The 7,500-nt window shown below is 62.2% G+C and carries 12 protein-coding genes; 4 read left to right on the top strand and 8 right to left on the bottom strand.

The window, feature by feature from the left end:
* From VNZ93_RS14900 to VNZ93_RS14890, 3 genes are all read right to left on the bottom strand, one after another.
* The coding region (locus VNZ93_RS14900) for a low affinity iron permease family protein (RefSeq protein ID WP_325706493.1) at positions 1-338 on the bottom strand (338 nt) is incomplete at its 3' end.
* A gap of 37 nt (positions 339-375) precedes the next feature.
* On the bottom strand, positions 376-924 hold the full coding sequence (locus VNZ93_RS14895; protein ID WP_325706490.1) for a sigma-70 family RNA polymerase sigma factor: 549 nt from the start codon (positions 922-924) through the stop codon (positions 376-378).
* Entirely contained in the window at positions 921-1,100 is a 180-nt protein-coding gene (locus VNZ93_RS14890; RefSeq protein WP_325706487.1) for a NepR family anti-sigma factor, read from the bottom strand. Before VNZ93_RS14890 ends, VNZ93_RS14895 begins: the two co-directional genes overlap by 4 nt.
* A 179-nt stretch (positions 1,101-1,279) precedes the next feature.
* Here VNZ93_RS14890 and VNZ93_RS14885 point away from each other — a divergent pair, with 179 nt between their 5' ends.
* Positions 1,280-2,080 (top strand): response regulator, encoded by an 801-nt coding sequence (locus tag VNZ93_RS14885; protein ID WP_325706484.1) that lies wholly within the window; start codon positions 1,280-1,282, stop codon positions 2,078-2,080.
* A 64-nt stretch (positions 2,081-2,144) separates the two neighbouring features.
* Here VNZ93_RS14885 and VNZ93_RS14880 read toward each other — a convergent pair whose 3' ends face one another.
* The 3 genes from VNZ93_RS14880 to VNZ93_RS14870 form a co-directional block, all read right to left on the bottom strand.
* Positions 2,145-2,540 carry a hypothetical protein gene (locus tag VNZ93_RS14880; protein WP_325706481.1) on the bottom strand — a complete coding sequence of 132 codons (396 nt, stop codon included), beginning with the start codon at positions 2,538-2,540 and terminating at the stop codon, positions 2,145-2,147.
* A gap of 4 nt (positions 2,541-2,544) precedes the next feature.
* Positions 2,545-3,108, bottom strand: coding sequence for a hypothetical protein (locus VNZ93_RS14875; RefSeq protein WP_325706478.1), 564 nt, complete (start codon positions 3,106-3,108; stop codon positions 2,545-2,547).
* 402 nt (positions 3,109-3,510) lie between these two features.
* Complete coding sequence (locus VNZ93_RS14870) at positions 3,511-3,663, bottom strand: hypothetical protein (RefSeq protein WP_325706499.1); 153 nt, start codon at positions 3,661-3,663, stop codon at positions 3,511-3,513.
* On the opposite strand from VNZ93_RS14870, the gene VNZ93_RS14865 reads away from it, so the two are divergent.
* Both VNZ93_RS14865 and VNZ93_RS14860 read left to right on the top strand, forming a co-directional pair.
* Positions 3,595-4,962, top strand: coding sequence for an HWE histidine kinase domain-containing protein (locus tag VNZ93_RS14865; protein ID WP_325706496.1), 1,368 nt, complete (start codon positions 3,595-3,597; stop codon positions 4,960-4,962). The genes VNZ93_RS14870 and VNZ93_RS14865 overlap by 69 nt on opposite strands.
* Before the next feature lie 90 nt (positions 4,963-5,052).
* Positions 5,053-5,481: a hypothetical protein gene (locus VNZ93_RS14860; protein WP_325706476.1), complete on the top strand. Its 429-nt coding sequence runs from the start codon at positions 5,053-5,055 to the stop codon at positions 5,479-5,481.
* A 73-nt stretch (positions 5,482-5,554) separates the two neighbouring features.
* On the opposite strand, the gene VNZ93_RS14855 is transcribed toward VNZ93_RS14860, so the two are convergent.
* Positions 5,555-5,713, bottom strand: coding sequence for a DUF3309 family protein (locus tag VNZ93_RS14855; protein ID WP_325706473.1), 159 nt, complete (start codon positions 5,711-5,713; stop codon positions 5,555-5,557).
* A gap of 249 nt (positions 5,714-5,962) precedes the next feature.
* Between VNZ93_RS14855 and VNZ93_RS14850 the strand changes: the two genes are divergently transcribed.
* A complete protein-coding gene (locus VNZ93_RS14850) occupies positions 5,963-7,012 on the top strand; it encodes a glucose 1-dehydrogenase (RefSeq protein ID WP_325706470.1) in 1,050 nt (349 codons plus the stop codon).
* Between the two features lie 49 nt (positions 7,013-7,061).
* On the opposite strand, the gene VNZ93_RS14845 is transcribed toward VNZ93_RS14850, so the two are convergent.
* Positions 7,062-7,214: a hypothetical protein gene (locus VNZ93_RS14845; RefSeq protein ID WP_325706468.1), complete on the bottom strand. Its 153-nt coding sequence runs from the start codon at positions 7,212-7,214 to the stop codon at positions 7,062-7,064.
* Positions 7,215-7,500 lie beyond the last annotated feature (286 nt).

Genomic DNA, 7,500 nt, shown 5'->3' with positions numbered 1-7,500 from the left:
AGCTTGACCTGGATCGCCGCGGTATCGCGGTTCTGGGTATTCTGAATGAGGAAGACCATCAGGAACGTAATGATGGTGGTCGATGTGTTGATCACCAGTTGCCACGTGTCGCTGAATCCGAAAAGCGGGCCGCTGAGAGCCCAGACGATCACAAGGGCACTTGCCAACAGGAACGTGGCGGGCTTGCCGGCCGCATGCGCGATCGCGCAAGCGGCTTTCGCGAATGCGCCCTGATGCTGAAGGCCGCGCAGGCGCTCCGCGTCTTTGGTTTCTTCTTGTTGTCGCTTTGTCGACGTCATTGTCTCGCTCGTGGCGGATCGACGGTCGAGACGAAGCACCACGCCCTCCGGCGCGGCGCGACGAGGCAACAGCCGATCAGCTCTCGTGGCGCATCAGTACCGCCCGCGTCGCGTGATCGGGGCCGAACTCGTCGATATTTTCGACCTGAAGCAGCTTGGCAAGCCGGCTTCGCGCGCGGTTCACACGGCTCTTGATCGTACCGACGGCACATTCGCAGATGTCGGCGGCTTCTTCATAGGAGAAACCTGATGCCCCGACGAGGATCAAGGCTTCGCGCTGCTCCGCCGGAAGTTGCGCAAGCGCGGTGCGGAATTCCTGAAACTCGACGCGTCCGATCTGGTCCGGATGCGACTTCAGTGTCTCGGCGAGGCTGCCGTCGGTGTCTTCAACCTCACGGCGACGCTTGCGATATTCCGAGCGAAACAGGTTCCGCAGAATGGTGAACAACCACGCCGGCATGTTGGTACCAGGCTGGAAGGATTGAATATTCGCGAGCGCTCGCAGGATCGTCTCCTGCACAAGATCGTCCGCCCGATCGACGTTGCCAGACAACGAAATGGCGAACGCGCGCAGGCTGGGAATGGCCGCGAGGATCTGATCTCTCAAAGCCGGGTCGACACTCATTCCGATTTCCCTTCTGCAGGGGTCTTGTCCAGCTGCTTGAGGAGGTCGGCGAAGCGGTCGGGCACGCCCTCCTGCACGACGTCGTCGTAAATCGCCCTCAGTTGTTGTCCGATCTTCGCCTGGATCTCCCTATTGAGCCCCGAAGCGTTCTTCTGGTTCATGGTGTCCGGCTGCATGGAAGGTGATGTGCCTGGTTTCGGTGTTCTCATTTCGTCCCTCGCCGGCCCGTTGCATTGAGCCAGTCCCCTGCTCCTCCGAGAATGCCTTATTGGACAGAAGGTTCCGCAAGCGGGAACTTTTTTTGATAAGAGACGTTGGGGCCCCGACGTCTTCAGGCCCAACGGGAGGGATTTACGTGTCCGCTTCGCAAGCAATCGCACCTTATCTGCCGTTTCTGCGCCGCTACGCGCGCGCGCTAACAGGCAGTCAGTCCTCCGGCGATGCCTATGTGGCGGCCGCGCTGGAAGCCCTCATTGAGGACACATCCGTGCTCGACGCGTCATCCTCGCCACGCGTCGCGCTCTATAAGCTCTTCAGCAAGATCTGGAATTCGGTGGTCGTCAACGCCAAGAACCCGCCCGAAGCGACTGCGCTTCCCGCCGAGCAGCGTTTGAGCCAGATCACGCCGCGCCCGCGTCAGGCATTTCTGCTTGTCGCGCTCGAGGGCTTCTCCGAGAGCGATGCGGCATCCATTCTCGATGTGGACATTCCGACGCTCCGGCAGCTCGTGGAAGAATCGGGCCGTGAACTCGCCGCCGAGATAGCGACGGATGTGATGATCATCGAAGATGAGCCGTTCATCGCGATGGACCTGGAAGGGCTCGTGGAAAGCCTCGGTCATCGCGTGCTCGGCGTCGCCCGCACGCATTCGGAGGCTGTGGCACTCGCCAAGGCGAAACGGCCCGGCCTGATCCTTGCCGATATCCAGCTTGCGGACGGCTCTTCGGGCCTTGATGCCGTCAATGAGTTGCTGCGGTCGTTCGAGGTGCCGGTGATCTTCATCACCGCCTACCCGGAACGCTTCCTGACCGGCGAGCGCCCCGAGCCGGCATTCCTGATCGCCAAGCCGTTCCAGCCGGCGACCGTTTCGGCCGTCATCAGCCAGGCGCTGTTCTTCGAACGCAATGCGCGGCGGCGCGAACGGCGCGCCAGCTAGGTATCAGCGCTCAAAAAGAAAAGCGGCCGGCTCGCGCCGGCCGCTTTTCTTTCACGAGTGTTCGTTACTTGCTGCTGTCGGCGGTTTCGGCCGGTTTGCGCGAGCCCATCGAAAAGCCCAGCATCAGGGCCTCGAACACCATTGCGATGCGCTGGTCGCGAGGCAGGCCTTCCAGTTCGGTGGCCGCGGAAGCCGCAGTCTCCGTCCGACGACTATGAGAAGAAGACAACAGTCGCGGCGCAAAATAACCGGCTACGGCAATGACGAGAAGGATTGCCGCGACCGCGGCGCGCGCGCCGATCGGCCCCAGCGCGATCTCAAGCGCCAGCAATAGCGCCGACGCGGCGTAGATCAGTGCGCCGACCGCCGCCACAAGGGCGACTGCGAGAGAGATTGCCTGGCGGCGAATTGCAGCGACCGGGCGGTCCAGTAATTCGGTGGCGAGGTCGGAGATCCCCATCCCCTTACTCCGGGCGCCGGGCGAGCCCCGCGAAGAAACCGATGCCGGCCGCGATCGCCAGCGTCAGCAACGGACGTTTGTCGATCTCGCGCACGAAGCGGTTGATTGCCTGCGTGCCGAATTTCGCGACTTCATCTGTCGCCGAGGCCATGCCCGCCTGTGCTTGCGAGGTTGCACGGCCTGTCAGGCCGGAGATTGCGCTGAGCACGATATCATTGGCGCTTTCGGCCGCGTGTGATGCCCCCTGCTTGGTCAGCCGGTTGAGCCTGGCAATGCGATCGTCCAGCGAGGCGATCATGTCGGCAACCTCGGCGCGCATCGCGGCGATGTCGTCGGCGACTGCGTCACCCATGACGTGAGCGGCGCTTTTCGCTGCGCGCGGTCGCCGCCTTATTGTTGTCTTGCGATGCGACTTCGTCGCGCCATTTTGCGACCGGGCCATCCTGTCCTCCAAGCTGGGAAATTCTTCGGGCCAACGCGTCGGAACATGCTTGGTTCCTCTGTTGTAATGGTCGAGGCTTTGGCCGAGCGGCGGTAAAAAAAGGCGTGGCCAGCAAATGCGGGCCACGCCTTAAAACCAGCCGACCGAGCACGAGGGGGAGGGGATGACGGCCGGCCAAGCGGGAAATGCGCGATCTCAGAAATGGTTCCCGGCAGCTGCGCAACATCATGCTGCCTGATGAAGGGCATGTATAGGAAACAAAAGTGTGACGATAAGTGTCGGAAACGCTGATGCTTCTTAGGCGTTGACCGCGTGCGCAGAGCCCGATTTTCGGGTAGATCAACAACAACAGCCGGGGCCCGATAGCGTGATGTTTTGCCCGTCACGTCGGCGGGCGCCGTATCGCGAATGCGAGTAGGGATTGTGGCGAAGGAAACGAGGGGGAAAACCCGCAAGGCGGTCGCCAAGCGCGGTCGCTCCAGGATTTCGCGGTCGACAACGTCTCCAAAGAGGCGGACTGCGACAACCTCAATCAGGGATGCGCTGGGGCGCGAAATCGAAGCCCATAATCAAACCCGCGCCGAGCTGGCGCGCGTTCGGCAGGAAGCGCTTCTGACCGTTCGCGAATCCGAAGACATCAAGTCCCGCTTCGAACTCGCGTTTCGCGGTGGAAATATCCATGCCTTCGCCCAGGATCGGGACCTCCGCTACACTTGGGTCTCGGGTCCGGGTGGTGATGAGGCCGCCCTGCGCATGCTTGGCCGGACCGACGACGAACTCTGGTCCTCACCCGAGCAACAATCTGTCGTCGCTTTGAAGCGGCGCGTACTCGCGACAGGTAAGCCCGCGGACTGCGAGGTCTCCTACATCATGCCCGAGCGACGGGCATTATACGCGATGCACATCGAGCCGCTGATCAGCTCTGACGGCGCGGTCGAAGGCGTCCTGTGCACGGCCGTCGACATGAGCCGCATCCGTTCTCTTGAAAGTGAGCAGCGCCGTATGACGGAAAACGTTGCGACTGCGGCGCAGCGTTTCGAGTTTGCCCTGCGCGGGTCCAATGTCGCCGTGTTCACACAGGATACCGATCTGCGTTACACCTCCGTGAGCAAGTCGCTGTTCGGTCTTGAACCGCAGGTGATTCGGGGCAGGACGGATGCGGAATTGCTGACGGACGCCCGCGGCGCCGCGATCGTCGCACTCAAGACGGACGCTCTTGAAGCAGGCGAGCCTCGCAACGCGGAATTGCGTGTCGAGGCCGATAACGGCGTGCGCTGGTACGACTTTCATATCGAGCCGATGCGCGACGTCTCGGGAGATCTGATCGGATTGACCGGCGCCGCGGTCGACATCACCGAGCGGAAAGAGAGCGAAGCACATCTGCGGCTTCTGATGCGTGAGCTGACGCACCGCTCGAAGAATTTGCTCGCGGTCATCCAGGCCATGGCACGACAGACTGCGCGGCACAGCGGCAGCATAGAGACGTTTCTGGAACGGTTCAGCGCCCGCGTGCAGGCGCTCGCGCGCTCGCATGATCTGCTGGTTCAGGAGAGCTGGCATGGCGCCTCGCTCAAGGAGCTCGTGCGCTTGCAGCTTGCCTATTATCTCGATCGCGAGCCCGACCAGGTGTCGATCGAAGGCCCCGATGTCCGCCTGAAGCCGGAGGCTGCACAAAGCCTCGGGCTTGCGTTGCATGAGCTCGCTGCAAATGCCGCCAAGCACGGCGCGCTATCGCGCTCGACCGGGCGCGTGACGATCAGCTGGCAGCCGCTGCCGGAGAATAGCGGGTTCGAGTTCTTCTGGCGCGAGACCCAGGGCCCGAAGGTCAGTGCTCCGAAACGCCGGGGCTTCGGAAGCATGGTGATCGAGCACAATCTCACGCGTGCACTGGATGCCGAAGTGAGCCTCGATTTCGCCTCGGAGGGGCTGATTTGCCGGGTCGCTGTCCCGAAAAATCAGCTGGCGGCGGGGGTCTGCTAGCGGAACGGCCGCCAGCGGCGAGCGTTAACGGCTGGACATGCCGCCGGCAGGCATTTGAGCCGCCCCGGCCGCGCTTCTGAGAGCATTGGCATGATGCGCAAGACCGCTTGCGCCGCCGCAGGCATCGCACTCGCCTGCGCGGCGGGATTTTCCGTCTCCTTGCTGGCGCGATCGCAACCGCTGTCGAATCTGGATCTGCGCTGGATGAAAACCTCGTCGAAGCAGGATCGTCTTCCGACTGCATCGCCGCCTGGCGAGTCGGGGATCGCTGTGGCGTTCGACCTGCAGCCGCAAGCGACGAGCCTCGTGACCAGGATGCATCCCCAGCGGATCATTCTGGAAAGTGCGGTGCAGACGCCGCGACCGGTGCAGGTTCTGAGGGTGCCGGCCCGACCGCTTCGCGAGGTGCCGCCGGAAGAGGCCGTCAAGAAGGAGCGGCTGCCGGAAGGTTGCGAGCCGGCATTCAGCCCTGTGACGACGCCCGCCTTCGCGCATATCGGTGTGCGCTGCGACTCCTGATTGCTCTGGCAATTCAAAAAAAGAGGGCCGGATCGCTCCGGCCCTTTTCAGTTCGGGGAGGAAACCTTGGCGGTCAGATTCGCCCCATCAGCAAAAGCACCAGCACCACAACCAACACCACACCAACGATGCCCGACGGGCCGTAGCCCCATCCGCGGCTGTAACCCCAATTCGGAATTGCGCCGATCAGGATCAGAATCAGAACGATCACCAGAATAGTGCCAAGCGTCATAGTCGAACTCCGCTGTTGATGAGGGTGCTCCGCGAACACGCTTCTCATTCGAGACGCTGGCGCCGTATCGGACGAAGCGCCGCATCAAGACTTCAGCGGGCAAACGCCAAAGGTTCCAGTCGGTTCCGCGCACGAAGAAAAGCTTTGCATCGATTTGACAGGAACTCATCACGCTGCCGACACGTTTGGTCAGACCGCAGCGAGGGGCGCTTGAGCTATGCTACGATCAGGACGTGAGAGCGATTTCTGATGCGAGCGATCACCGTTTTGCCCGGTGTGGCGAATTCGGCGCGGCTCGATGACATTGCTGAGCCGCCGCTATCCGATGGCGCGCTTCTGGTTCGAACGCGCGCGCTTGGCATCTGCGGTACGGATCACGAGATCCTTCAAGGCTTGTATGGCTCGGCGCCTGTCGGCTCGGAGCGGCTCGTGCTGGGTCACGAGTCGCTCGGGATCGTGGAGGAAGCGCCTGCAGGCAGCGGTTTCTCGGTGGGTGAGTCGGTTGTCGGAATCGTGCGGCGCCCCGATCCGCTGCCGTGTCCGTCCTGCGCGGCTGGCGAATGGGACATGTGCCGCAACGGTGGATACACCGAGCGCGGCATCAAGGACCGGCACGGTTTCGGCTCGGAACGCTTTCGTCTTGAGCCGGAATTCGCGGTCGCAGTCGACAGCACACTGGGTCTTGCGGGCGTGCTGATGGAGCCTGCAAGCATCGTCGCGAAGGCCTGGGACCACGTCGAAAGGGTCGGGCAGAGATCGCAAGCCTGGTCACCGGGCAATCTGCTCATTACCGGCGCCGGTCCGATCGGTTTGCTGGCCGCCGTGATGGGACAGCAGCGCGGCCTCGAACTGCACGTTCTCGACCGTCACACGGATGGGCCCAAGCCAGCGCTCGTGCGAGACCTCGGCGGTACGCATCATGCGAACGCCTCTTCGCTTCGCGACTTGCGATTCTACATCGTGATGGAATGCACCGCCGCGCCGGCGCTCGTGATGGAATCGATCGCGCGCTGCGCGCCGTCCGGAATCGTTTGCTTGCTGGGGGTTTCGCCGTCCGGTCAGAAGGTGGAATTCGATATCGGCGGGTTCAACCGAAAGCTCGTGCTAGGCAATGAAGTCGTGTTCGGAGCGGTGAATGCCAACCGATCGCATTATCGCCTCGCTGCCGAGGCACTGGCGCGCGCTGACCGCACGTGGCTCGACCGGCTGATTACGCGGCGTGTGCCGCTGTCGCGCTGGCGAGAGGCATTCACGCCACAGCGCGATGACATCAAGGTGGTTCTGGATTTTTCAGATTGAGAACAATTTTGCTCTTATTCGAATCGATCAGGGGGGCGGAAAGCAGCGTTTAAACCCGGAGCAGCAACACCCCGAACAGGATGCTTATTGCCGCCACGCTGACGAGCAGCACAACCAGCACGGGACGATCCAGAAAACCCTGCCGCGCTTCTACCGGGGTCAACTCTTCCCTACCAAGCATGCGTCGCCAGACCATGAGCATGGACCTCCTTGCATTCGCCCGCACGGCGGGCACAATTGAAAACGCTTCGCCCGCCCGCCGGTTCCTGGCTGATGCGGCCACATTGCCGCCCGAATACTGCTATGTTGCGTGCTTCATCGGGGCCATTCGGTTGAGCCACCGTTCGGTTGAACCAGAGGAGATTGCATGACCTCGTCGCTCGTTATTCTTGTTGTGATTGTCGGCCTCATCTTCTGGGGGATTTCGATCTACAACGGCCTTGTCGCGATGCGTCAGCGCGTCAGCCAGGCCTTCGCCGATGTCGATG

The organism is Pseudorhodoplanes sp. (assembly GCF_035565795.1).
GTDB lineage: Bacteria > Pseudomonadota > Alphaproteobacteria > Rhizobiales > Xanthobacteraceae > Pseudorhodoplanes.
Note: the sequence above shows the minus strand (reverse complement) of the source record. Positions and strands in the feature narration are given on the sequence as shown.